General features: G+C 39.3%; 23 protein-coding genes, 3 tRNA genes and 1 pseudogene. 12 read left to right on the top strand and 15 right to left on the bottom strand.

Features of this window, described 5'->3' with window-relative positions; all coding sequences use genetic code 11:
* Positions 1-35: 35 nt before the first annotated feature.
* Entirely contained in the window at positions 36-1,550 is a 1,515-nt protein-coding gene (locus tag F2A31_RS01085) for an acetyl-CoA hydrolase/transferase family protein (RefSeq protein WP_150027604.1), read from the top strand.
* Positions 1,551-1,686: 136 nt separating this feature from the next.
* Here F2A31_RS01085 and F2A31_RS01080 read toward each other — a convergent pair whose 3' ends face one another.
* From F2A31_RS01080 to F2A31_RS01060, 5 genes are all read right to left on the bottom strand, one after another.
* Positions 1,687-2,406 (bottom strand): hypothetical protein, encoded by a 720-nt coding sequence (locus F2A31_RS01080; RefSeq protein ID WP_150024816.1) that lies wholly within the window; start codon positions 2,404-2,406, stop codon positions 1,687-1,689.
* A gap of 66 nt (positions 2,407-2,472) precedes the next feature.
* Positions 2,473-2,904 carry a hypothetical protein gene (locus tag F2A31_RS01075; RefSeq protein WP_150024815.1) on the bottom strand — a complete coding sequence of 144 codons (432 nt, stop codon included), beginning with the start codon at positions 2,902-2,904 and terminating at the stop codon, positions 2,473-2,475.
* A 261-nt stretch (positions 2,905-3,165) separates the two neighbouring features.
* Positions 3,166-3,241, bottom strand: a tRNA-Phe gene (locus F2A31_RS01070).
* A 135-nt stretch (positions 3,242-3,376) separates the two neighbouring features.
* Positions 3,377-3,452, bottom strand: a tRNA-Phe gene (locus F2A31_RS01065).
* Positions 3,453-3,553: 101 nt separating this feature from the next.
* Complete coding sequence (locus F2A31_RS01060) at positions 3,554-3,931, bottom strand: GNAT family N-acetyltransferase (RefSeq protein ID WP_004641423.1); 378 nt, start codon at positions 3,929-3,931, stop codon at positions 3,554-3,556.
* A gap of 104 nt (positions 3,932-4,035) precedes the next feature.
* Between F2A31_RS01060 and hisB the strand changes: the two genes are divergently transcribed.
* The 4 genes from hisB (at position 4,036) to hisA (ending at position 6,836) form a co-directional block, all read left to right on the top strand.
* The gene (hisB, locus tag F2A31_RS01055) at positions 4,036-4,629 is read left to right on the top strand and encodes an imidazoleglycerol-phosphate dehydratase HisB (protein WP_002116767.1); all 594 of its coding nucleotides are present in this window, start codon (positions 4,036-4,038) and stop codon (positions 4,627-4,629) included.
* The gene (gene hisH, locus F2A31_RS01050) at positions 4,629-5,246 is read left to right on the top strand and encodes an imidazole glycerol phosphate synthase subunit HisH (RefSeq protein WP_150024814.1); all 618 of its coding nucleotides are present in this window, start codon (positions 4,629-4,631) and stop codon (positions 5,244-5,246) included. Before hisB ends, hisH begins: the two co-directional genes overlap by 1 nt.
* A gap of 148 nt (positions 5,247-5,394) precedes the next feature.
* Positions 5,395-5,937: a DUF805 domain-containing protein gene (locus tag F2A31_RS01045; protein WP_150024813.1), complete on the top strand. Its 543-nt coding sequence runs from the start codon at positions 5,395-5,397 to the stop codon at positions 5,935-5,937.
* Positions 5,938-6,104: 167 nt separating this feature from the next.
* Positions 6,105-6,836, top strand: coding sequence for a 1-(5-phosphoribosyl)-5-[(5-phosphoribosylamino)methylideneamino]imidazole-4-carboxamide isomerase (gene hisA, locus F2A31_RS01040; protein ID WP_005087083.1), 732 nt, complete (start codon positions 6,105-6,107; stop codon positions 6,834-6,836).
* Between the two features lie 50 nt (positions 6,837-6,886).
* On the opposite strand, the gene F2A31_RS01035 is transcribed toward hisA, so the two are convergent.
* On the bottom strand, positions 6,887-7,507 hold the full coding sequence (locus F2A31_RS01035) for a hypothetical protein (RefSeq protein WP_150024812.1): 621 nt from the start codon (positions 7,505-7,507) through the stop codon (positions 6,887-6,889).
* A 407-nt stretch (positions 7,508-7,914) separates the two neighbouring features.
* On the opposite strand from F2A31_RS01035, the gene F2A31_RS01030 reads away from it, so the two are divergent.
* Together F2A31_RS01030 and F2A31_RS01025 are read left to right on the top strand one after the other, a co-directional pair.
* The gene (locus F2A31_RS01030) at positions 7,915-9,369 is read left to right on the top strand and encodes a SulP family inorganic anion transporter (protein ID WP_150024811.1); all 1,455 of its coding nucleotides are present in this window, start codon (positions 7,915-7,917) and stop codon (positions 9,367-9,369) included.
* Positions 9,356-10,240, top strand: coding sequence for a DMT family transporter (locus tag F2A31_RS01025; RefSeq protein WP_150024810.1), 885 nt, complete (start codon positions 9,356-9,358; stop codon positions 10,238-10,240). Before F2A31_RS01030 ends, F2A31_RS01025 begins: the two co-directional genes overlap by 14 nt.
* Positions 10,241-10,333: 93 nt before the next feature.
* Here the strand turns inward: F2A31_RS01025 and F2A31_RS01020 are convergent, their stop codons facing one another.
* The 4 genes from F2A31_RS01020 to F2A31_RS01005 all read right to left on the bottom strand — a co-directional run bounded on the left by F2A31_RS01020 (position 10,334) and on the right by F2A31_RS01005 (position 12,896).
* Positions 10,334-10,732, bottom strand: coding sequence for a DUF4870 family protein (locus tag F2A31_RS01020; protein ID WP_150024809.1), 399 nt, complete (start codon positions 10,730-10,732; stop codon positions 10,334-10,336).
* 157 nt (positions 10,733-10,889) lie between these two features.
* Positions 10,890-11,282: a DUF4870 family protein gene (locus F2A31_RS01015; RefSeq protein WP_150024808.1), complete on the bottom strand. Its 393-nt coding sequence runs from the start codon at positions 11,280-11,282 to the stop codon at positions 10,890-10,892.
* Between the two features lie 36 nt (positions 11,283-11,318).
* Entirely contained in the window at positions 11,319-11,936 is a 618-nt protein-coding gene (locus F2A31_RS01010) for a DUF1294 domain-containing protein (protein ID WP_005087088.1), read from the bottom strand.
* Between the two features lie 9 nt (positions 11,937-11,945).
* A complete protein-coding gene (locus tag F2A31_RS01005; RefSeq protein ID WP_150024807.1) occupies positions 11,946-12,896 on the bottom strand; it encodes a homoserine kinase in 951 nt (316 codons plus the stop codon).
* 112 nt (positions 12,897-13,008) lie between these two features.
* On the opposite strand from F2A31_RS01005, the gene hisF reads away from it, so the two are divergent.
* On the top strand, positions 13,009-13,767 hold the full coding sequence (hisF, locus tag F2A31_RS01000; protein ID WP_150024806.1) for an imidazole glycerol phosphate synthase subunit HisF: 759 nt from the start codon (positions 13,009-13,011) through the stop codon (positions 13,765-13,767).
* A gap of 117 nt (positions 13,768-13,884) precedes the next feature.
* Here the strand turns inward: hisF and F2A31_RS00995 are convergent, their stop codons facing one another.
* Positions 13,885-14,523, bottom strand: coding sequence for a sterol desaturase family protein (locus F2A31_RS00995; RefSeq protein ID WP_150024805.1), 639 nt, complete (start codon positions 14,521-14,523; stop codon positions 13,885-13,887).
* 114 nt (positions 14,524-14,637) lie between these two features.
* Between F2A31_RS00995 and F2A31_RS00990 the strand changes: the two genes are divergently transcribed.
* Positions 14,638-15,645 (top strand): AraC family transcriptional regulator, encoded by a 1,008-nt coding sequence (locus tag F2A31_RS00990; RefSeq protein ID WP_150024804.1) that lies wholly within the window; start codon positions 14,638-14,640, stop codon positions 15,643-15,645.
* 175 nt (positions 15,646-15,820) lie between these two features.
* Positions 15,821-16,510, top strand: coding sequence for an aquaporin Z (gene aqpZ, locus F2A31_RS00985; RefSeq protein ID WP_150024803.1), 690 nt, complete (start codon positions 15,821-15,823; stop codon positions 16,508-16,510).
* 69 nt (positions 16,511-16,579) lie between these two features.
* On the opposite strand, the gene F2A31_RS00980 is transcribed toward aqpZ, so the two are convergent.
* The 3 genes from F2A31_RS00980 to F2A31_RS00970 all read right to left on the bottom strand — a co-directional run bounded on the left by F2A31_RS00980 (position 16,580) and on the right by F2A31_RS00970 (position 20,004).
* Positions 16,580-16,822, bottom strand: a complete 243-nt coding sequence (locus tag F2A31_RS00980) for a hypothetical protein (protein WP_004641447.1) — start codon at positions 16,820-16,822, stop codon at positions 16,580-16,582.
* A gap of 71 nt (positions 16,823-16,893) precedes the next feature.
* Entirely contained in the window at positions 16,894-17,967 is a 1,074-nt protein-coding gene (locus F2A31_RS00975; protein ID WP_150024802.1) for a DNA/RNA non-specific endonuclease, read from the bottom strand.
* A 159-nt stretch (positions 17,968-18,126) separates the two neighbouring features.
* Positions 18,127-20,004: a potassium transporter Kup gene (locus F2A31_RS00970; protein ID WP_150024801.1), complete on the bottom strand. Its 1,878-nt coding sequence runs from the start codon at positions 20,002-20,004 to the stop codon at positions 18,127-18,129.
* Positions 20,005-20,125: 121 nt separating this feature from the next.
* On the opposite strand from F2A31_RS00970, the gene F2A31_RS00965 reads away from it, so the two are divergent.
* Positions 20,126-20,216: transfer RNA gene (locus F2A31_RS00965), tRNA-Ser, on the top strand.
* 122 nt (positions 20,217-20,338) lie between these two features.
* Positions 20,339-20,789, top strand: a pseudogene (locus tag F2A31_RS00960) (tyrosine-type recombinase/integrase); the annotation flags it as partial.
* A 206-nt stretch (positions 20,790-20,995) separates the two neighbouring features.
* Here the strand turns inward: F2A31_RS00960 and F2A31_RS00955 are convergent.
* A complete protein-coding gene (locus tag F2A31_RS00955; protein ID WP_150024800.1) occupies positions 20,996-22,825 on the bottom strand; it encodes an Eco57I restriction-modification methylase domain-containing protein in 1,830 nt (609 codons plus the stop codon).
* Positions 22,826-22,829: the final 4 nt, after the last annotated feature.

The following is a 22,829-nucleotide window of genomic DNA, read 5'->3' as shown; positions in this document are numbered from 1 at the left end:
CCATTGCTGATAAAAAGCAACATTGAGAATGGATGATGTCACTAAGTCGCATTCGCCTTCACAGCCTACATAACAAAGTTATGAGTGCTGATGAGGCTTCCAACTTTATTGAAAATGATATGACAGTTGGCATGAGCGGTTTCACGCGTGCAGGTGAAGCAAAAGCCGTTCCACAAGCACTGGTCAATCGTGCCAAAAAAAATCCGTTAAAAATCACATTAATTACCGGTGCAAGTTTAGGCAACGATTTAGACAAGCAGTTGACTGAAGCAGGTGTATTGGCGCGTCGTATGCCTTTCCAAGTGGATAGTACATTACGTCGTGCCATCAATCATGGTGAAGTCATGTTTGTCGACCAGCATTTGTCTGAAACTGTTGAACAAATGCGTAATCAACAGCTTAAACGCCCAGATATTGCCATCATCGAAGCAGTTGCGATTACTGAACAGGGGCATATCGTTCCAACCACGTCTGTGGGTAATTCGGCAAGTTTTGCGATTTTTGCTGAAAAAGTAATTGTCGAAATCAATACCTCATTAAGTGAGAACTTTGAAGGCTTACACGATATTTATATTCCAACCTATCGTCCAACGCGTACACCAGTACCGCTAACCCAAGTCGATGATCGTATTGGCTCTACAGCAATCCCGATTGATCCCGCTAAAATTGTAGGAATTGTTTTCAATGATACGGCGGACTCTCCATCCACAGTGACCGCACCAGATGTAGAAACGCAGGCGATTGCCAATCACCTAATTTCATTCTTTGAAAAAGAGGTTGAAGCGGGTCGTTTGGCTAAAAATTTAGGCCCGTTACAAGCTGGCATTGGTTCAATTGCCAACGCTGTGCTAACGGGTCTAAAAGACTCTCCATTTGAAGATTTAGTCATGTACTCAGAAGTACTTCAAGACTGTACTTTTGAACTCATTGATGCAGGGAAAATCAAGTTTGCTTCAGGCAGCTCGATTACGCTTTCAGCAAAATGCGGTGAACGTGTTTTTGGTCATTTGGACCAATACAAAGACAAGTTGGTATTGCGCCCCCAAGAAATCTCAAACCATCCAGAAATCGTACGACGTTTAGGCATTATTGGGATCAATACTGCACTTGAGTTTGATATTTATGGAAACGTAAACTCAACACACGTTTGCGGCACAAAAATGATGAATGGAATTGGCGGTTCAGGTGATTTTGCACGTAATGCACACTTGGCTATTTTCGTAACTAAATCGATTGCCAAAGGCGGTGATATTTCGTCAATTGTCCCTATGGCAAGCCACGTCGATCATTGTGAACATGATGTGGATATTTTAGTGACCGAGCAAGGATTGGCAGACTTGCGAGGCTTAGCACCACGTGAACGTGCACGCGTGATTATCGATAATTGCGTACATCCACTGTATCAAGCAGCATTGAATGACTATTTTGATCGTGCTTGTGAGCGTGGTGGGCATACGCCTCATATTTTACGTGAAGCGCTGTCATGGCATGCCAACTTCGAAGAAACAGGTCATATGCTCAACGCTTCTCAAGTCGCTAAATCAGCTTAAAAACAACCTCTACAATAAAGAAGTCGCTACATAGCGACTTCTTTTGTATTTAGCGTTATTCGATAGCATTCACCATCGAAATCATCAACAAAACCAACAAACTTAGCGTTTACTGCATCTATACACAGATACACGCTTATAAAATCTCAACAATCCGATAACTTGCTTGAGCAATCGGCTTAAGTTGATCATGCATTTGATAAACCTTGACATCATAAGTACCTATTTGCCATCCAGTTGGAGGCGCAGCACTTACCCAGTTCTGGGAAACATCTTGGGTAATCTTTCGTGGCGTAAACATCAACACTTCGCCAGTGTCACGGTTTAACCAACGAATAAATATTTGCTCATCTGCAGGAAACTTACCCAAGGTATCAAAATGCGCAAAAACACTCTGATTTGAATGGATCTGACTCAAATCCTCAGAGATTTGCGGCATCACAGGGGTACGTCCTAACACTAAACGACCAGATAAAGTCTGTTGATCATTATGCGAACTCAATTCTTCTAAAGCACGCTGAGCAAACAATTTTTTATTTTGGATCGCAGTGAAATCCTGTTTAGGAAAAGCTTTATTTAAATATTCATCGATTTGCTGTTCAGATGCATTTTCAATAATTTTAGACACTTGTTCACGTTGTTGCTCTGACAAGGTCTTGATTGATGATGTTGCGCTGTTGGTTATCGGTGATGGCACTGAAGCGACGATTGCTTGTAAATCGTTAACGACCATCGATGGACTCTTTGCATGTTTATCGAGTGGCGCAGATGAAGGTACGATTTGCTTAAAATCAGCCACTAGATACCCTAGACCAAAGCCAATGACTAAGAACAAAATATATAAATACTTTTCCATGATGGACCCCAAAATTAAAGGTGAACGCATCACCTTTAATTTTCATCAATATATTTAATGAGTAAGTTAGCTACAGCTTACTTTAATGCCATTTAATACGACGCTACCCGCACTAAATGTTGCGCCTTCAGCAATTACTTTCTGTTTAGTATGACCTGTACCTGTTAGCATTTTCAATGCAGTTCCTGAACAGACACTGGTTTGTTGCCCGTTACCAATGGTTGCAATACATCCATTTTCAGTCGCTTTGACTGTGCCAGCTCCTGTAACACACTGCGCAGTAATTACTACACCCGGTGTTGAAGTCTCACAGGCGGTACAATCGTTATTATTTTCACACGCATTGGCAGCAGACTGCGATTTACAAACATAGGTCACCCCATTTTTAGTAATGGTTTTAGAGAAAGAAGAGTTAAAATCATCACCATCTCCTCCTCCACATGCCGTTAAAGCACCCAATAATAATGCAGCAGTCGCTAATTTGATTTTGGATAACATACTAAGACCTTTATCATTTTATCTAATTAAAAGTTTTGTTTGTTTGAGTTGTTGTACTCAAGTTTTTAATTCCGCACGCTTATTATTTTTTGAGTTCACATCGTTTCACATAAGCATACCCAGCGAAATACAAGCCGAAGATTAGCTCAAAGATATATGATTAATCAACAAAATAAATTAATCAAAGGGTTAAAAATCATTTTTCTAATTCAGTCAAAGCAATAAAAAAGCCCCAAACTTTTGTTTGAGACTTTTTGAATATGGTGGCGTGACCCAGGATCGAACTGGGGACACACGGATTTTCAATCCGTTGCTCTACCGACTGAGCTATCGCGCCAATGGCGTGTATTAAGCCGTATCTAGCCAAAATAGTCAATCAATATCATGAGCTTTTGATTTAAATGCTTATTTTTCAGACAAGCACTAGGCAAAAAAAATCCCTGATGGGATCAGGGATTGAAATTTGAATCTATGGTGGCGTGACCCAGGATCGAACTGGGGACACACGGATTTTCAATCCGTTGCTCTACCGACTGAGCTATCGCGCCAAAGTGGGCGTATTAAACAATGTTTGTCAAAATCCGTCAAGTATATTTATGGATTTTTCGATTGAGCGCTTAATTTTACTGCAACCCATTATCCAAGCAATTTAAATTTTGCCAATATGCGATAAGCAACGATGGATTGCACCACACCCTGGTTCAAACAATTTCACCCCTTGTTCTTCCTCTATACGACACACCTCTTCCACAAGGCGTTCTGCCACACCACGACCACGATTTGCAGGATGCACCACCACATATTCCAAAACACGGCTTTCACCTTGTCCTGTCACCCAAATTGCACCTATAATTTTGCTGTTAAATTCAGCGGTATAAACTGTGGTATATTGCTGTAGATTTTGTTCAAGTTGCTCCATTGCATCTTGCCCATCACCAAACTCTGGGCTGGTGTCATAAAGTCGCTCTAGCTGGGTGCGAATTCCTAGATTTTCTAGTGAACTGTAAGCATGTACGCTAATAGGCATTGATTAACCCTCCTGAGCAAACTATGATGCTGTCACTTTTTCGTCACAGCGAAACTATTGGTTTTTAATTCAATCATTTTTGACGTTTTTTGAGGAACGTGTCCATGACGCAACGTATCAGTGAAGTGGTAAGAAATACCAACGAAACAAAAATTCGAGTTCGTCTCAATCTCGATGGTACTGGTCAAGGCACACTCAACACTGGAGTTCCATTTTTAGACCATATGATTGATCAAATCAAGCGCCATGGTCTATTTGATATCGATATTCATTGCGATGGCGACTTAGAAATCGATGATCACCATACTGTTGAAGATTGTGGAATCACCTTGGGACAAGCCTTTGCTCAAGCTTTAGGCGATAAAAAAGGTTTAAAACGCTACGGTCATTTTTATGCACCTTTAGATGAAGCCTTATCTCGTGTTGTGGTTGATCTTTCTGGTCGCCCTGGTTTGTTTATGGATATTCCATTTACTCGCGCACGTATCGGAACATTCGATGTCGATTTATTTTCAGAATTTTTCCAAGGTTTTGTCAATCACGCACTGATGACCTTGCATATTGATAACCTGAAAGGTAAAAACAGCCACCACCAAATTGAAAGCGTGTTTAAAGCATTGGCACGTGCGTTACGTATGGCATGTGAAGTAGATCCTCGTGCAGAAAATACGATTGCGTCAACCAAAGGTAGTTTGTAATGACTCGTATTGCTTTACTTGACTATGGCATGGGCAATTTACACTCTGCTGCGAAAGCACTCGAACATGTCGGTGCAACTGTTGATGTCACTAATGATCCTAAGTTAGTTGCGAAAGCAGATAAAATCGTATTTCCAGGTGTAGGCGCAATGCGTGACTGTATGCAAGGCATGCACGAAGCTGGAATTGATGAAGTGGTCCGTCAGGCTGCTTTTAACAAACCTGTTCTAGCGATCTGTGTAGGCATGCAAGCCTTATTGCAAACATCAGAAGAAAATGGGGGTGTGGATGCACTTGGAATTTTTGATGGTGTGGTGAAGCATTTTCCAGAAATGCCAAATTTAAAAGTTCCTCACATGGGTTGGAATCAAGTACATCAACTTGACCCAAACCATCCGATGTGGAACAACATCGAACAAGATGCGCGTTTTTATTTTGTCCATAGTTATTATGTTGAACCAAATGACTCGTCTGTGATCGCGGCAACTTGTGATTATGGTGTGAATTTCTGTACTGCGATTCACAAAGATAATTTATTTGCCACTCAATTCCACCCTGAAAAAAGCCATACCGCTGGTTTGCAGTTATTGAAAAACTTTGTGGAATGGAAAATCTAATTAAAAAACCATAGCAGATCAAATGTATTCATTTGATCTGCTTTTATAAAAATATTCTGTAATTCTCATATTATTTTCTTTATTATTCGCATCTATACAGATCACTCCATTTTAACAATTGTATAAAAACACTTAAATAGGAATAAAAATGAATTCACCTATCCAAACCATAGATAAACCGCTAAGCCCGAAAGGTCGTTTTGGCCGACTCGCGTATGCCGCTTGGTCCTTTTTGAGCGCAATCGTCTTCTGTATTGTTATTTTTATTCTTGCATTTATTGCAAGTCTATTCAGCGGCAATGGCTCTGAGTTCTCAGATTTTCCATTTATTGCGATTTTATTATTCATCATTCTCTATATTGGATTTCTCTATTTTTCTTTTGTTTTTACCATTCGTCGTTTGCATGATCGCAATCAAACAGGCTGGCTGTCATTGTTGATAGTTGTCCCGTTGCTGAACCTGATTTTTTTAATCTATTTATTCTGTGCTAAAGGAACCGAAGGTGAAAATCTTTATGGCCCGAGTCGAAGTACGGCTGGATGGGAAAAAGTATTGGGTTGGATTTATATTATTTTGATTCCTCTCCTGTTGGTTTTCGGTTTGGCTGCAAATGCAATTCCAGCGTATCAAGACTACATAGAAAGAAGCCAACAAATTCAAATGGAATATCAACAATACGATGCTGAATAATATTCCTTCTCGCTAGATCAATCGGCCAAGCTATGATGCTTGGCTTTTTTATGAACACAAATTCTAAAGAAAGATGCAGTCGTCTAACATCCAAAGCTTAGCGATTGAACAATACTTTGCTAATATGTAGCCAATTTAAACTCCATGATGACGCAAGGAGCGAAAGCATGCTAATCATCCCTGCAATTGACCTGAAAGATGGCAAATGTGTTCGTTTAAAACAAGGTCGTATGGAAGACGATACCGTTTTCTCTGATGATCCTGTCGCAACAGCACAGCACTGGGTCAATGAAGGTGCACGTCGATTACACTTAGTTGATTTAAATGGTGCTTTCGCAGGTACACCGATTCATAAACCAGTTGTCGAAGCGATTGCGCGTGCACAACCTGAACTCCCGATTCAAATCGGTGGTGGTATTCGTTCACTTGAAACCATTGAACACTATCTTGATGCGGGCGTAACTTTTGTCATTATTGGGACAAAAGCAGTGAAAGAGCCTGAGTTTGTTGAAGAAGCATGTAAACGCTTTGCAGGTCATATCATTGTGGGCATTGATGCAATCAATGGCATGGTCGCAACTGATGGTTGGGCAAATGTCACCGATGTAAAAGCCACTGATTTAGCAAAACGTTTTGCAGATGCTGGTGTATCTAGCATCGTTTACACCGATATTGCACGTGATGGCATGATGCAAGGGGTCAACGTAGAGCAAACCGTGAACCTAGCGCAATATTCTGGCTTACCGGTGATCGCTTCAGGCGGTGTAACCAACCTCGATGATGTGCGTAATTTAAAAGGCCAAAAAGGCATTTTAGGTGCGATCACAGGCCGTGCGATTTATGAAGGTACACTAAACCTTCGTGAAGCACAGTTATTACTGGATGAAGATCGTCTCTAAACAAAATGCTAAAAAAGAGCCTTACGGCTCTTTTTTTATGTATACGCAATCTATCGCAGAGAAGCTGTAGTTACTTTTGAAATTAAGCGAACCACACTACTTTCTTCATCATAGCAAATCAGAGAAGTTGTCTTTACGGTATTTCTAGGGATATATAATTGAAACCTTTCAAAATTTTTATTAATAACATCATTATTTAAAATTAAGCTTTGATTACAGGTCAGGTTCTCAGCTTTATCTATTTTCTCAAATAATTGATCTTGACCGTATACCAAATATGATCCGTATTCCTTGATGTAATTATCAGATGAACCCATTCTTTTCCGAAGACAGGGTTCACTTAAACCCAAACAATATTTTTTTAAATTAGGAAGAAGCCAAACACGCTTGGAGGGAGCTTGCGCAAAAAAATATTCATGACTTTGATCTTTTTGAAATATCACCCCATCATGTTCAGCCTCTTTCACTCTTTGGATTAAATGATGCATCGCATCAAATTTTAATTGATATATAGAAACATAATATTCATTTGCATAATGATGGGAGTCTTCAAATGTAATCATTTGATATCGATAAGAAATTAATCGATCACACTGTTTATGATTTGACATCATTTGAATGAGTGCACAATGCTGCTGTCCAAATTTTTCAAATCTTACATACGTATTCATGATATGACTAACCAAATCAATCGTACTCATTAAAACGTATAATATAAAAAGAAAGACCAACACTTTTCTTAATTTTCTATTCACAAGTTGCTCTTATTTTGAATAAGTAATCCGTCTCTTCAAACATCAACCATTTAAAAGTGGTAAATAAATTTATAAAACAATCTTTTAATGATCAAATTAATTTATATCGTTTTCTACGAAATTTGGCAATCCTCCCCCTAAAATGTTATGCTAGCGACACTTTCGTACACCCCCTCTTTTTTATAATGACACTTACGCCACCCTAGTTTTTACAGCCCCCTTTTGTAAATAACTCATCACTGTCTAGTGATGTGGTGTAGTCGTGTGTTTGTTATATATCACATCACTAGCCTTTTAACTTTTCAAATAAATAGGCTATTTCTATGTTTTCCAACGTACGAGAACAATGGTTCTCTAATATCCGTGGCGATGTGCTGGCGGGTCTTGTGGTCGGCTTGGCGCTGATCCCTGAAGCGATTGCATTTTCCATCATCGCGGGTGTCGATCCCAAAATTGGTTTATACGCTTCTTTTTGTATCGCAGTCGTCATCTCATTTGTCGGCGGAAGACCGGGCATGATCTCCGCTGCCACAGGTGCAATGGCCTTACTTATGGTCACTTTAGTCAAAGAGCATGGTTTAGAATATTTACTTGCTGCCACCATCCTGACAGGGGTGATTCAAATCATTGCGGGTTATTTAAAACTGGCAAAGTTAATGCGATTTGTCTCTAAATCAGTGGTGATTGGCTTTGTGAATGCGCTTGCTATTCTCATTTTTATGGCACAGCTTCCTGAACTGATTAATGTGACTTGGTATGTATACGCCTTAGTTGCATTTGGTTTAGCAATCATCTATTTATTTCCTTTACTGCCTAAAATCGGCAAATTAATTCCTTCTCCATTGATGTGTATCATCATCATTACCCTGATCGCGATTAGCTTCGGTATTGATGTTCGCACCGTTGGGGATATGGGGCAATTACCAGATACCCTTCCCGTGTTTTTGTTACCTGATATCCCTTTAAACCTTGAAACATTGACGATCATCTTGCCCTATTCAATTGCACTTGCAGCCGTGGGTTTACTTGAGTCGATGATGACTGCCACGATTGTGGACGAAATGACAGATACGCCGAGTGATAAATTCCAAGAATGTAAAGGTCAAGGTATTGCCAATATTGCTTCGGGCTTTATGGGGGGTATGGCGGGATGTGCCATGATTGGTCAATCCATGATTAACGTAAAATCAGGTGGTTTAACACGATTATCTACATTCTCAGCAGGTGTTTTCCTTCTGATTCTGGTGGTATTTATTAGTGATTGGCTGAGAGTTATTCCAATGGCTGCCTTGGTTGCTGTCATGATTATGGTCTCAATCAGTACCTTTGAATGGAAGTCGCTCACCAGTTTTAAAGAAAATCCGCAAAGCAGTAACATTGTGATGATCGCAACCGTGATCGTTGTTGTGGCAACCCATAATCTTGCACTTGGGGTACTTACTGGTGTGCTGCTTTCTGCCTTGTTCCTTGCCAATAAATTGGAAAATGATATTCGTGTAGAACGCCACCTCGAAGGCTCAACCCGTGTTTATGATCTCAAAGGACAGATCTTTTTCAGCTCCGCAGAAAAGTTCATGCAGGGTTTTGACTTTAAAGAAAATATCAATGACGTCATTATTGATTTAACCCATTCTCATATTTGGGATGTCACCTCTGTGGCAATGTTGGATTCTGTGGTCAATAAGTTCCAAAGAAACGGGGTCAATGTCACAGTACGAGGGTTGAATGAAGCCAGTTCAATCATGATTGATAAATATGGAACACATGCAAAAATCTAACTCTTATCTTCCCCAAATGGCGCTGATTTTGATTACCGTCATTTGGGGCGGGACATTTCTAGCGGTGCAATATGCACTGAATTTTAGTACGCCAATGTTTTTTGTTGGCTGTCGCTTTGCAGTGGCGGCATTCGCAATTCTCCTGATTTCATTAAAATCAATGACAGGCTTAACCTTAAAAGAAACCTTTGCAGGTACAGCAATTGGAGTCATGATCGCAATTGGCTATGGAACACAAACCATTGGTTTGCAAAGTATACTCAGTAGTGAATCCGCCTTTTTGACGGCATTGTATGTCCCCTTGGTTCCAATTTTAATGTGGATTATTTTTCAGAAGCGTCCTTCTTTGATGACATGGATCGGCACAGCCTTGGCATTTATCGGTTTGGTGTTGCTAACCGGTAATGGTTTTTCGAGTATCACCTTGAGTTATGGACAAGTCCTGACCTTGATCTGTGCATTTGTGATTGCCTTAGAAATTATCTTGATTGGCTTTTTTGCTGGCAAGGTCAATTTAAGACGTGTCACTGTTGTTCAACTCATCGTTGCCTCTGTTTTATCATTTGCTTGCATGCCACTCGTGGGTGAACATCAGCTTCCTGCATTTTCATGGCCACTGGTCTTTATTGCCGTTGGCTTAGGACTTGCAAGCGCATTGATTCAATTTGTCATGAACTGGGCGCAAAAAATGGTTGATCCAACACGTGCTGCGATCATTTATGCGGGTGAACCCGTTTGGGCAGGGTTATTTGGACGCATTGCCGGTGAACGTTTACCACTATTGGCTTTGTTTGGTGGATTACTCGTAGTTCTAGGCGTATTGGTCAGTGAATTGAAATTTAAATTCTTTGAAAGTAAAAAAGAGAGCTAAAAAGCTCTCTGTCTATTCAGTTTGAAATGCGGCTTCAAAAGCCCGACTTTGATTTGGCTTAATATTTAAATACACATACTCTATGAGCATATTTCATTCTACTGATTTGTACATCGGAACATTATCATATAAACACAGTAAACCATTAATCCCACGGTATACAACCCAAGCCAATGAAAAAGCAATAACACTCAAGAAACCTATAAAGACACCTGTGGCTACACTATCTGACAGAAAATCATGTCCGAACCACAAAAAGAATGCAAATAAGAATAGTGCGGATAAATTCCAAAAGAGATACCACCAAAACGTGCGAATTTGCCATTTAAAATGGCTTTCTAAAATTGTTCCTTTCACATCTTTACGCTTAATGTAATTTAGCACTACAGCAACAATTGCAAGAACACCACCCGTGAAACACGCAACAATATAAAAAATATACAAAATATAGGTCAATGTACGATTTGCTTTTTGATCAACTGTATGACTCATATTGATCTATCTCCCTCACCCACACATGTGGAAAATCAATTGAAAAATTAAAATTTTAATATGTAAACATTTACTTAGATAACAATGCTATTTACAGATAAGTACAAGTTTAAAATAAAGTTAATCACCATCGTATAACAGTGATCAACCCCATCACTTACGAATACATCGGTTTATTATCATTGAGAGCGATCAAACCACGAATGGCACGATAAACAATCCAAATCCATGCGACGAACACCACAGCAAACGCGAATGTAACCGCAGAAAGTGCAACACCTGCAAATAGGTTCGGATTATCACCTGTAAAAAACAGGAAAAGGAACGGAATAAAGGCGATAATATTCCATGCCAGATACCACCAGAAAGTGCGAATCTGCCATGTAAAATGACTCTCAAAAATTGAGCCTTGCACATCACGACGTTTGACATAGTTAATAATCAAAGCCACGATTGCCAACAAACCGCCCGTAAAAATCGCAATAATATAAAGAACATAAAGAATTAAGGTCAAGGTGCGATTCGGATCTTGATCAACAGAATAATTCATTTTTTATTTCTCCAGTACGAACCAACTCCCCTTAATTTAGTAAAAAACATTAAGAGGAGAAATTAACCAACATATCAACAATATATGAAAAGCTATGGTACAGAAATAAATCTGACGAAACGGTTGTTTTTGTGTTTTATGTCTCAGTTTTTGCTGAGCATACCAACCAGCGCACCATCCGCCCAGCGCATCGACAATATGTAAAGTCTGTTCAGGTACACGACGATTGCCCAACTGCGCTGCTTCTTTATCTTGAGCATATAGCCAATAACTTAATGCATTCATCAAACTCACAAACAGTAAGCTATACGGCGGCAACCATTTGGCTAAACTCGCAATTACCATAAAGCCGATATAAACCAAGATTCCGATTTTCATCGGTGTCCATGTCTGTTTCTGCTGAGATTTGGTCGGTGCTGCCTTATGCTCAATCACTTGCGATGCTTTCAAATAAGTGACTTGCTGTGCACGATAACGCCCACGTTCATCCAAAATCACAAGGTATTCCAACGCACAACCAACGATAGGACGAGGCCCAGGACGAGCAAAGTCTTTGATATGTAAAAAAACACGATCTTTAAATGCATCATTGGGTTGAATAAAACCGTAACCTTTTTCATCAAACCATTCAACTAATCGACCTTGATCTCGCATGACGTCTCCCTAAGCTGTGATCTGTTGTAAACGGTCTTGCAACATCATGCGCATTTCCATTGGATCTTTTTGCAAAATATCACCACCTGTACGTCCATGTTCGGCATTTTTTTGCGCAACTTGCAAACGCATACTCCAAAAACGGCATGCAGCCATCGCTAAAAATACATTCAAACACGCTTTCTCATCTTGGGTGAGCATACGAATCGTTTGATAAGCTTGCAAAAACGCGTCGGCTTTAGCTTGATCAAGATGAGCTTGCGGATAGGCAGTACAAAAGTCATTGATACTAATCGCAATATCAAATAGCCATTCATCCTGATTCAACTCATAAAAATCTAAAATGCCCTGCAATTGATCGCCTTCAAACAGCGTATTGTCTCGAAACAAATCTGAATGAATAAAACCTGTTGGACGATCTGGATGCTGCTGAGTAATGTCTGCAAATTGTTGAAAAACCTGCGCCAATAAGTCCTGATCCGCTTGATTCATGTGAGGTTTCAACTGTTCAGCAACTTCAGTCCAATACTGATGATTGCGATTAAAATCACGCACTAAAGGAAAATCTTTTAAAGCCAAATGCATTTTTGCTTGAGCTTGAGCGATCGCTTGAATCTGTTCTATCGTGGCATCTTCGGGATGTACGCCCATCAAACGGGGTGCAATTTGGGCGGGTTTATTTGCAATACTATGAATCGCTTGACCATGGTGCTTGAGTGGCACCGCGACAGCAACACCTGCCTCACCCAAACAGTCCAATACAGGGACCAACTCACCCGCACCTTCCGCATCTAACTCTTCAAACACCGTTAACACATATTGCTTTTGTGTTTGATCCACCAAAAAATAATTGGTGTTTTGGATACCGCCTTGGATCGGAATCAGATCAATCACTGCCAAACCATAAGGCTCAGCAAAGGCTTGAACTTCATCTAAACTCAACGGGGTATAAACCGACATGGAAAACCTGCAAAAAATAGCTGTGAAGTTTGATAGAATACCCTTTCCCACCATGAAGGTGTAGCACCTAAGTCGGTCTCCTTTCTTTATTGGCGATTTTTTGGAAAATTTTATGCTCGCAAAACGTATTATCCCTTGCTTAGATGTTGATAATGGTCGAGTCGTCAAAGGCGTTCAATTCCTTGATATTCGTGATGCAGGTGATCCTGTAGAAGTTGCTCGTCGTTATAACGAACAAGGTGCCGACGAAATTACCTTTTTAGATATTACCGCCACCCATCATGGACGTGATACTACCTATCGTACCGTAGAACGAATGGCTGAAAGCGTCTTTGTTCCTTTAACTGTAGGCGGCGGTGTTCGTAAGGTTGAAGATATTCGCTTATTGCTCAACGCAGGTGCGGATAAAGTGAGTATTAACTCGGCGGCAGTGTTTACGCCTGAGTTTGTTCAAGAGGCATCACAACGTTTTGGTGCACAATGCATCGTGGTTGCGATCGACGCCAAGAAAACAGGTGAAAATAAGTGGGAAATCTTTACCCATGGTGGTCGTAAACCAACAGGCATCGATGCAATTGAATGGGCAGTCAAAATGGCAGACTTCGGTGCGGGTGAATTGTTAATTACCAGTATGGATGCTGACGGTACCAAAGCAGGCTATGACATTGCCTTGATGCGTCAGATCAATGATCGTGTCAGCATTCCAACCATTGCTTCAGGTGGTGTTGGCAATTTACAGCACTTAGCTGATGGTATTTTAAAAGGCGGTGCTGATGCAGTATTGGCAGCCTCTATTTTCCACTTTGGTCAACATACTATTCCAGAAGCGAAACAATATCTGGCTGATCAAGGTATTGAAATGCGTTTATAAGCATTAAAGCGATAAAACAGCAACCTCCCAACGTGATCGTTTGGGAGGTTTTTTATCGACCTTTCACGACACAACATCCAACTTGCTTGCTGTATCTCGAGCAACTCTGTTTCATATTTAAGCTACTGATTGCTGCTCTGAGGTCTCAACAGCTGGGATAAGTTTCGGCTTTTGTTCCACCCATTTAGCAGGGAAAATGGATTCAATCGCTTGCGTTAGTACTTTAGAAATAGGCGCTGGCAATGGCAAGCCAAGTGGATTAGCTTCTTTTAAGTCAGCAGAAGATACCACCCGCGTTCCCATGACGTAGTCAAACCATGGTCGAGTCACACACCAATTGGCATCTTGATTTGAATTCATATGATGATCGTAGTGCCAAGGAATCGTACGTCTTGCCCAGTCTGGCTCTAAATGCGCACGACGATGTACATAATAATAATTCCCAGCGCTATAAAGTGCAGCGAGCGACATTCCTTTTGAAAATGGATAGAACGCCACACTTGCGACCCCAGCTACAACGGCCAATGACATCACTTCGTTACGTGTACGCCAATGTTCGAATCCTTGTACATAGCATTCATCCGAAAACTCCTGTTTTCGTACCTCACGATGATGTGCCCAGTGTGATTCCATGCTTTTTGGTACAGGGCTATAACGTGGTTGCCCAGGTCGATGGACACCATGCAAAATATATTTATGTGCAAACCACTCAAATGCATTGGCAACTGCCAAACCTGCGATGAACCCCTTTAACATGGTTTTCTCCTGATATTTCCTTCTTCTTATTTAAGATATAAATTTTTATAGGCGAAGTATTGACGATACGATATATTAATATTGACAAAACACGACAAGATGGGAACAGACAGGATGTCTCAACTCAAAAACTATACAGGCTCTGTTTTCGGTGGTTTGGGGCATTTGTTAAAAGCCTACTGTGAGGCGAAACATATTCCTATTCCAGAACAATTACAACGCATTCAAAATCAAGAGCGATTCGATTATGTCATTTGGCGAGATTTGCTCGAAGACTTAAATCGCATACAGCCCACTACCGCCTTAGGGCTCGAAATTGCCACCTATGTTCAACCCAAACATTTGGGGATCATTGCTTATTTAGCACTGTCGTGTGAAAACCTAGGCGAAGCTTTAGCACGCTATCATGACTTCCATCGTCTCATTTATGACGGAAGCCCTCTCATTGTAGAATTTGATCATCCTTATGCATCTATCCGTTGGGAAGCACCAGAGCCTCACCCCACCCAACTTACAGATGAAATTGCGATTGCCTTAATGGTACAGTTTCTTAAATTATTCATGTCAGGTGAGCAAATTCATTTGCATGAGGTACATTTCGTTAATATTGCACCTAAAAACACTCATATTTATGAGCAGTACTTCCATTGCAAAGTCCGCTTTGACCAACCTAAAACACAACTTTTATTACCTGTGTCCGAAGCATTTAAACCACTAAAAACAGGTGATCACACACTACAACAATTGTTATTGCAGCAAGCCCAAGCCTTATTGGAAAAGCTCCCAAACTCTACACAGCTCGACCAACGTTTACAGCATGCCATTTTGACAGGGCTGCAAAAGAACCAATACCAAATCGACTGTATTGCGGAAAAGCTTGGACTTTCAGTTCGACAGCTTCAACGACACTTGCAGCAACAAGACACCACATTTCAAGCACGCGTTCAGCAAGTTCGCTTTATGTTGGCAACAGAATATTTAAAAAACCCTCATCTTAGCCTGCAAGAAATCGCCTTATTGCTTTGTTATTCAGAACAAAGTGCTTTTCAGCGTGCTTTTAAGCTTTGGGCGGGAAAAACACCGCAACAGTGGCGGAAAAACAACATAATTTACAATTTGTAATAAAATTACCAATGAACTAACGCTTTCTCAACTGATCATTTTTTTTCAACCATTTATACAAGATCGTATATACCACTGTGAAATACTTCACATTTTTCACAGGGGTTAAACATATCCATAATAAAGTCTTGGATGTTTCGTTTTTTATTTTTTTACAACTGTGTTGGTGATAACAATGAACAAATATTTAGCAGAATTTCTTGGAACCTTTTGGCTTGTTTTTGGTGGTTGTGGTAGTGCTGTCCTAGCAGCAGCTTATCCAGAACTTGGTATTGGCTTTGCAGGCGTAGCACTTGCATTCGGTCTCACTGTATTAACAGGCGCATACGCATTTGGGCATATTTCTGGAGGACATTTTAACCCTGCTGTCAGCGTTGGTTTATGGGTAGGTGGTCGTTTTGATGCAAAAGATCTTATACCGTATATTATTTCTCAAGTGATTGGCGCAACAGTTGCAGCTTTAGTACTTTACATTATTGTACAAGGTCAAGCCGGCTTTGCTGGTACAGGTGGTTTCGCGAGTAATGGTTTTGGTGATTTATCTCCAAATAATTTCTCACTCGGCTCAGCCTTTATTATCGAAGTGGTATTAACTGCATTCTTCTTAATCATCATTATGGGAGCAACTGATCGTCGTGCACCTGCTGGCTTTGCACCTATCGCGATTGGTTTGGCATTAACCTTAATTCACTTAATCAGTATTCCAGTGACCAATACCTCTGTAAACCCTGCACGTAGTACGGGGGTTGCTTTCTTTGCTGAAACAGCGGCGTTAGGTCAACTTTGGCTATTCTGGGTTGCTCCAATTATCGGTGCCGTGATTGGTGCTGTGATCTATAAATTGGTTGGACGTGAAAATAACTAAATCATGATTGAGTTCCAACGATTTATGATTAAAAAATGCCTCCTTTAAAAGGAGGCATTTTTATTGTGCTTATAAAAATGGATTATCTATTTCCTTTTCAGGCAAACGCTCAATCTTTTCGGGTAAGTCGTCTTTCTCTAATGCGATGACCACATCATTGACGAACTGCTGTAGTGCTTTTGCTGTTTGCAATCCCACTTGATCTTTGGTGATCTGCAAATTCCCATACAAACTGACGCAATCCACCTGATTTTCCAAAGTCAGATCATCAATCGCCGAAGATTCATTGCCATTTTCAAACGGTTTAAACATTTCAGCCTCACATTGTTATTTTATTTGAGATAGCCTGCGCTGCGCATTCTTGCTTTGCAAGTGATCCTACATTATCTCAACAATTGTAAAAAATACTGCACCAGCATATCCACCAACTGTCGAATAACTTCTTGCTTTGCTTCCTCATCAATTGATGACACTGGGCGTTCAGCCGTTAGCGTTGAATTATTCGTAAACTGACGTTGTTGTGCTTGAATACTGTCTGCACTGGCATCTTCTGCACATTGGCTTTGACCATCCCAATGCAAATACTTCAACTCACTCTGTGCTTTGACCTGCTGTGCTGAGGTGGGTAATTGATAGACATTACGCTTCTGTTGTTCTGTTAATTGGGGAAATAAGTTAATGCCTAATTTCTCTTCCAAATAACACACACTGACTACTTTTACCTGTAGCGAATTATTATTCGGAGCATAATACGCCCCAATAATCCCCTGCTTCGGCAAATATACCGCTTTATAAACTGCGGTTGGAACAATGACACCATTGCCAATGGTTTTTAGTCTTTGTCCTTCAAACACGGGGCCTGTAATCACATAAGCATCTTTATGCTGTTTACTCACCACTGCACGTACCGCTTCCTCAACTTTACGCCAAACTTCCTGATTATTTTTAGGCGCTTGCGGTACCATATTTGCCAAGGAAAAACTATCGTATTGTGCAGCTTTATTATTCATATCGCCATTTGGCGCCATATGCCCACGGTCATAACCTGAACCACGATAATCTGATAGCAAAGCACGATGACGTTCTGCAACGCGTGTTTCTTCATGGAAATTGTCTTCACGTTTGATCTTGATACTCAAACGTTCTGGGGTCAGATAGGCTGCTGACCAAAGTGGTGTTTTGGACACCCCTGAATACATCACATTAAAATCATTAAAGCACAGTGCATAACTGTCTTTTTGCAAACTGGCTTTGCTGAGTAAAGGCGGAACATCACGATAAAATTGCTTTAAACAAGTGGGATTACTGCTTTGCAAGGGAATAAATTTGGCAATTTTTTCATTACCAAATGCAATCGCAAAACTACTCGTTGCAAGCACCGCTAATACGATTTTTCCAAAATTTTGGCTCAAAAAAGCGAATTTCGCTTTACTCTTCCTGCTCGTTCTTCTTGCCATAACCACATCAAAATCCACATGAACGCGCAGCTTATCAATTCAAACCCTTGCTGTACATTGAACAGCGGCTTAGAACGACATCTTATGTCGCAAAACTGAGCATTCAATCATCAAACATAAAAAATGGCACCCGAGGGTGCCATTTTTATCGATCCAAGTTTAGATTTCGATCTGACTTCCTAACTCAACCACACGGTTGGTTGGAATCTGATAAAAGTCGCTGACTGGGCTGGTATTACGTTGCATCGAAATAAACAACTTTTCGCGCCAAGGTCGCATCCCTTGCCCCACTGTGGCAATGATTCGATCACGGGAAATAAAGAAGCTGATCTGCATCAAATCATATTCAAGCTCTAATTGCTCATAAGCCTGATTCAGTGCTTTAGGTACATTCGGCTCATCTTTAAACCCGTAGTAAATTTTAATTCGGTAAAAATGATCTGCCAATTTCTCAACAGCAACGCGTTCTTCTTGTGGCACATAAGGGACATCTTGCACCACAACTGTAACTAAGATATTTCGCTCATGTAGCACTTTATTATGTTTGATATTATGCAACATTGCATGAGGAACAACATTTGGTGTACCTGTCAGGAATACCGCATCCCCAGAAACCCAATGTACTTCATTGCCAATACTTTTAACAAATAGATCCAGAGGCAAAGTATCGTGTTCTAAACGGGCAAAAGTAATTTCGCGACCTCGTTTCCACGTCATTAAAATCGTAACCGCAATCGCACCGATTAAGAGTGGCACCCACCCTCCAGAGAACATTTTTAGTGAGGTTGCACTTACTAATATGATATCAATAATGAAAAACGGAATGATCAACAAAAGAACTTTTGGCAGACTCCATTTCCATGCAGAATAAATAAATACTGCAACTAAAATCGTGTCACATAGCATCGTTAAGGTCACAGCCAGACCATACGCACTCGCCAAGTTCGAACTGTTTTGGAAGATTAAGATTAATATAATAATTGCAGCCAACAACAACCAGTTTAAAAAAGGTACATAAATTTGTCCTTCTTCTGACTCTGAAGTGTGCTTAATCGTCAAACGAGGGAGATAACCCAATTGAATCGCTTGACGCGCAAGTGAGAAAACCCCTGAAATCACTGCTTGAGAAGCAATTACTGCTGCCATAGTCGCCAGTACAATCATTGGGTATAACGCCCAGCTTGGCACAAGCAAATAAAATGGATTTTCTATCGCACTTGGATTTCTTAATAATAATGCGCCCTGTCCCGCATAGTTCAGCAATAAACAAGGTAATACGATACTAAACCACGCCAGTCGGATTGGAAAACGCCCAAAGTGTCCCATATCTGCATACAAGGCTTCCCCGCCTGTTACAGTCAAGACTACAGCGCCCATAATAAAAAACGACATCACGGGGTGAGTATAAATAAATTGAATTGCCCAATGAGGACTAAACATCCCTAAAACAATAGGGGTTTGAATAATACTAGCAATCCCTAAAACCCCTAAAGATAAAAACCAAATCAGGGTAATTGGACCAAAGAACTTACCCACAAAGGCGGTTCCATGTTTCTGCATGATAAACAGCGTCACTACAATTGCAATTGCGATTGGCACAATAAAAGGATCTAGCACATTGGTTGCAATTGAAAGTCCTTCAACTGCGGATAAGACCGAAATTGCAGGTGTAATAATTCCATCACCAAAGAAAAGTGATGCGCCAATAAACCCAATGGCAATCAAATAAATTTTTTTACTTTCTGGAATTTTTGCTTTTCTTAGATTCAAAGCCAATAAGGCCATGATTCCGCCTTCACCATTGTTATCTGCTCGCATCACAACAGCAATGTATTTAATACTAATGATTAAAGTGAGACACCAAAAAATAATAGATAAGATACCTAAAACATTTTCTGGTTGGATCCCTAATCCATGCGCTGCATGGAATGACTCTTTGAGCGCATATAAAGGACTTGTTCCAATGTCTCCAAAGACCACCCCTAAGGCTGCCAATGTTAGTGCAGGCAATGCGGCTTTTTTTGCAGAACTTTGCATATATTTCAATCAAATCAACTTTGAGATCGTGCCATCTTACCACTAGCACAAAACTTTTTCTGCAAATCTGTTTGGTGATAACTTGGCAGCTGGCTTTTTTTTAGTTACTATCGCACACCTTGGTGAGGTGTCCGAGTGGCTGAAGGAGCACGCCTGGAAAGTGTGTAAACGTTTATAGCGTTTCGAGGGTTCGAATCCCTCTCTCACCGCCAAGATTTATATTCATGTGTTTGCATGAAATGAGAAAGCTTAAATCGAAAGGTTTAGGCTTTTTTATTGCCTCAAGGAATTCGATTGCATCCGTTTCAATCCCCTTATTGTGGGAAAGAATTAGATGAAATGGGATGAAATTAATTTTGAAACAAAATTATGGCGCATTCCTGCACACAAAATGAAAATGACATTACCTCATATTATTCCTCTATCAAGACCAGCCGTGAGTTAATTGAGGGACTAAGACCAATAACAGGTAACAAGCAATTCGTTTTTATAACCATAGTAAAGCCAAACCTTTGAGCAATAATGCTCTTTTAAGTGCAATTCGAACAATGGGCTATATGGGAAAAATGACTGGACATGGCTTCCGTAGGCTTGCCTCAACAACACTACACGAACAAGGCTATATGCACGATGCGATTGAAATTCAATTAGCTCATCGGGTAGGTAATGCAGTTTCTCAGGCTTATAACCACGCCCAACACTTAGACTATCGTATTAAGATGATGCAGGAGTGGTCTAACTTTATAGATATTTTAAGAAATAAAACTATTACTTCAAAATCCTAATTAGTTTAAAATAAAAACCTCTACTAAAAACACCATCTCTAAGTCAGAGTATTTTTAGAAAAGAACCTCATCTAAATATAAAAACATCATAAAACCACTAAGGATTAGATTTAATTCTCAATGGTTTTTCTACCACCCGATTAATAAATTGTGAATCAAAAAATAACTTAAAAAAGATAAAATTATTTTAATAAACACACCTAAATTTAAAAATTCAAACTCACACCATATAAATCCTCAATAAATTCATCTAATTTTGATTGTTCAGGCTCACTTAATAAAAATTCTATTTGGTTTTCATCAAATGGATATATGCCGAATGTTTTAATATAATTTTTACTTAATGAAAAATATCCAGAACCATATGGCTTACTAGTATTTACAACATAAAACCAAAATAATCTCGAGCTCATCAAAATCCGCAATATTTCTAGAGATTTTCTTTCATTTGACAGTACAGCCAATCCATTATGAAAAAGAAGATCTTCTTGATCAGAAACAACATAATTAGGAATCTTTGGTGTTATATGTGGAAAGAGCAACTTATATTTGTATTTAACCAGCCCTTGTTTCCGCCCATAAGCATACCACTCTTCATATTCCTTTTTACCTTTATCTCGCCCCGCCAATTCACTCTTATATGTTAACAAATATGAATATGCATTAGGATAATCCATCCTAAAAATATTCTCTGGTATAATATTTGCAACACCATCCTTATAAAAATAAGGGAAAATTATTTTTTTCCTCAAACCATCTAGACTAGAATTCTCAATTAGTTTATTTGGATTGATTACATCAACACATATATTTTTCTCTACTTTAGAGCCACAACTCAATATATAGTTAGTTTCATCTTCATTAACATAATCTATGATATAAACATTATTTTTTAAAGTTGCAATACCATTGCTAACTTTATAAAGATCTTTAAGCTGCATTCCAACTTTTTCAATTTCATTAACCACACCAATATTGCTTAAGTTCCAACCAGAACCATGACTAATTGAATCATAAGGAATTTTCGAATATTTTTTTGATTTTAAGCTTTTGAAGTCCATTAGCCTTCTATAATAAATTTCTTTAGAAATCTCTTTCTGAATAATACAAATACATGTATATGTATTTCTTGATAAGAACACCTGCATAGACCCAAAATCAGTTATAGATAACTTATATTTTTTATCACCAAAATATTGTCTTAACGCCCTTCCATTTATTGACTTAAAAAAAGTATTCATTGTTATAAAGCCCAGAACTCCTCTTTCCTTCAAAATTTCAAGCCCTATTTCAAAAAAAGGAATATACAAGTCAGGATGTCCAGTACTACAAACAGCCCAACGCTTTAACAATTTCAATGACTCATCATCTATATTACGGGATGCAACATATGGAGGATTTCCCACAACAATATCAAACCCAGAAAAACTATCTAATACACTAGTCCAATCGAAACTCAACGCATTACCGGAAAAAATATTAAATTCAAAATTTAATAAATCTTCTCCACTAGTTATAGCCAAAAGATGTAATAAGATCTTTGTTCTTTCGACTGAATATTCCTTCAAATCCAAACCAAAAATAAAATCTTTATATATCTCACTAAAACTAAGGTTAGGATTTATTTCTTTTATCTTTTTTACAGCCGAAAATAAAAAACCACCACATCCACACGCAGGATCACATATAAGTAATTTCTTATAGAGCAATTCATCACCTTGAATAACATTATCAATGATATTATTTCTAATAACTTCTGGTGTATAGACTGCCCCTGTGACGACCTTATCAATAGGCGAAATAATATATTCAAAAGTTTTAATTAAATCATCAAATGTTAGTATTTTTAAATTCAAACCAAAACTTAAAAATACATCATAATCAAAATCTCCTTCTAAAATAAATAAATTTGAAATATATTCATTTTTCACAGAAAAAATATTATTACTACGTAAAAAAGCTGTCACTATGATTCTATTTACATCATTAATTTCAGCTGTATAATTACGTAGCAAGTTCAAATCATCTAAATTCATTTAC

This window comes from Acinetobacter suaedae (genome assembly GCF_008630915.1).
GTDB classification, from domain to species: domain Bacteria; phylum Pseudomonadota; class Gammaproteobacteria; order Pseudomonadales; family Moraxellaceae; genus Acinetobacter; species Acinetobacter suaedae.
This window is presented reverse-complemented; position numbering and strand designations above follow the sequence as displayed.

Excerpts from the sequence above, each read along its gene's own strand:
- hisH (WP_150024814.1), top strand. The coding sequence starts at position 4,629 with ATGACTCGTATTGCTTTACTTGACTATGGCATGGGCAATTTACACTCT.
- F2A31_RS01015 (WP_150024808.1), bottom strand. The coding sequence starts at position 11,282 with ATGAATTATTCTGTTGATCAAGATCCGAATCGCACCTTGACCTTAATT.
- F2A31_RS01030 (WP_150024811.1), top strand. The coding sequence starts at position 7,915 with ATGTTTTCCAACGTACGAGAACAATGGTTCTCTAATATCCGTGGCGAT.
- hisA (WP_005087083.1), top strand. The coding sequence starts at position 6,105 with ATGCTAATCATCCCTGCAATTGACCTGAAAGATGGCAAATGTGTTCGT.
- F2A31_RS00975 (WP_150024802.1), bottom strand. The coding sequence starts at position 17,967 with ATGGCAAGAAGAACGAGCAGGAAGAGTAAAGCGAAATTCGCTTTTTTG.
- F2A31_RS01045 (WP_150024813.1), top strand. The coding sequence starts at position 5,395 with ATGAATTCACCTATCCAAACCATAGATAAACCGCTAAGCCCGAAAGGT.
- F2A31_RS01005 (WP_150024807.1), bottom strand. The coding sequence starts at position 12,896 with ATGTCGGTTTATACCCCGTTGAGTTTAGATGAAGTTCAAGCCTTTGCT.
- F2A31_RS00980 (WP_004641447.1), bottom strand. The coding sequence starts at position 16,822 with ATGTTTAAACCGTTTGAAAATGGCAATGAATCTTCGGCGATTGATGAT.
- F2A31_RS01010 (WP_005087088.1), bottom strand. The coding sequence starts at position 11,936 with ATGCGAGATCAAGGTCGATTAGTTGAATGGTTTGATGAAAAAGGTTAC.
- F2A31_RS00995 (WP_150024805.1), bottom strand. The coding sequence starts at position 14,523 with ATGTTAAAGGGGTTCATCGCAGGTTTGGCAGTTGCCAATGCATTTGAG.
- hisF (WP_150024806.1), top strand. The coding sequence starts at position 13,009 with ATGCTCGCAAAACGTATTATCCCTTGCTTAGATGTTGATAATGGTCGA.
- F2A31_RS00955 (WP_150024800.1), bottom strand. The coding sequence starts at position 22,825 with ATGAATTTAGATGATTTGAACTTGCTACGTAATTATACAGCTGAAATT.
- F2A31_RS01080 (WP_150024816.1), bottom strand. The coding sequence starts at position 2,406 with ATGGAAAAGTATTTATATATTTTGTTCTTAGTCATTGGCTTTGGTCTA.
- F2A31_RS01060 (WP_004641423.1), bottom strand. The coding sequence starts at position 3,931 with ATGCCTATTAGCGTACATGCTTACAGTTCACTAGAAAATCTAGGAATT.
- F2A31_RS00990 (WP_150024804.1), top strand. The coding sequence starts at position 14,638 with ATGTCTCAACTCAAAAACTATACAGGCTCTGTTTTCGGTGGTTTGGGG.
- F2A31_RS01085 (WP_150027604.1), top strand. The coding sequence starts at position 36 with ATGTCACTAAGTCGCATTCGCCTTCACAGCCTACATAACAAAGTTATG.
- F2A31_RS01035 (WP_150024812.1), bottom strand. The coding sequence starts at position 7,507 with ATGAATACGTATGTAAGATTTGAAAAATTTGGACAGCAGCATTGTGCA.
- hisB (WP_002116767.1), top strand. The coding sequence starts at position 4,036 with ATGACGCAACGTATCAGTGAAGTGGTAAGAAATACCAACGAAACAAAA.
- aqpZ (WP_150024803.1), top strand. The coding sequence starts at position 15,821 with ATGAACAAATATTTAGCAGAATTTCTTGGAACCTTTTGGCTTGTTTTT.
- F2A31_RS00970 (WP_150024801.1), bottom strand. The coding sequence starts at position 20,004 with ATGCAAAGTTCTGCAAAAAAAGCCGCATTGCCTGCACTAACATTGGCA.
- F2A31_RS01025 (WP_150024810.1), top strand. The coding sequence starts at position 9,356 with ATGCAAAAATCTAACTCTTATCTTCCCCAAATGGCGCTGATTTTGATT.
- F2A31_RS01075 (WP_150024815.1), bottom strand. The coding sequence starts at position 2,904 with ATGTTATCCAAAATCAAATTAGCGACTGCTGCATTATTATTGGGTGCT.
- F2A31_RS01020 (WP_150024809.1), bottom strand. The coding sequence starts at position 10,732 with ATGAGTCATACAGTTGATCAAAAAGCAAATCGTACATTGACCTATATT.